General features: G+C 44.3%; 1 protein-coding gene and 1 pseudogene. One reads left to right on the top strand and one right to left on the bottom strand.

Annotation, left to right across the window (positions count from 1 at the left end):
• Window positions 1–356 (top strand): annotated as a pseudogene (locus tag DDT56_RS24510) (hypothetical protein); the annotation flags it as partial.
• 60 nt (window positions 357–416) lie between these two features.
• Here the strand turns inward: DDT56_RS24510 and DDT56_RS24505 are convergent.
• On the bottom strand, window positions 417–796 hold a 380-nt coding region (locus tag DDT56_RS24505), incomplete at its 5' end, for a hypothetical protein (protein ID WP_168197690.1).

The raw sequence follows: 796 nt of genomic DNA, 5'->3' as shown, positions 1-796 counted from the left end.
CAGAAAACCTCGGTTTTGCAGAATCAGTAATTTATCCCGGTGGCACAGCCAGCGCACCCGCAACTATCACAACAGGTAAACGCATAGAGGTTGCCAGCCCGTTCGATACATTGAGTTGTTTAATTCAGGTTGAACTACTGATTGGTGGCGAATGGGGTGTAGCTAGCAATGATATTTCAGAGGGTACTGCCGCCGGGTCGTCATTTGGTATCGCCGCAAATTTTTTAAATAAAAATACGATCGTCATTAAAACTGGAAACAATGGAATTATCAGAACAGACAATACAATTGGTAGTCCGTGGGCATCTGGCTCACTCACAGGATATCGACTGCGAGTAATCAAGCTGGCAAGCTAACAATGTCGGTGATGAAGTTGAACAGAGTGGCCCTGTTGGGCCACAGACTATAAAACGATATTATTTAATTAATCTTAAACGGAATGGGGCTTCAACAACGTTAGCATCGTTTGGGGGCCGGAAGCCATAGGGTAGTCCCGAGCGGTTCCCAGAGTTTTTTGATAATAGCGATTCTGCACCTGCAAAGATGCCAATCTTTCCGTCTGATGTTATTGTGACATTCACTCCCCACGTATAGTTATTTTCGTATATCCATAATGTATCTATCCATCGCACAACACCGTCATTACCTGCAATTTGGATTTGCGGAATGAATGCTACGGATTTTCCTGCATGCGGATTATCAAAAACATAGTCACTCGATGTTTTGATTTTTAGCGGAGCGGCGGCTGTGCCGCCAACATACAAAAACGACTCTTCTGCAAAACCGAGGTTTTCTG

The sequence above is a fragment of the Brenneria corticis genome (genome assembly GCF_003115855.1).
In the GTDB taxonomy this organism is placed as follows: domain Bacteria; phylum Pseudomonadota; class Gammaproteobacteria; order Enterobacterales; family Enterobacteriaceae; genus Brenneria; species Brenneria corticis.
Note: the sequence above shows the minus strand (reverse complement) of the source record. Positions and strands in the feature narration are given on the sequence as shown.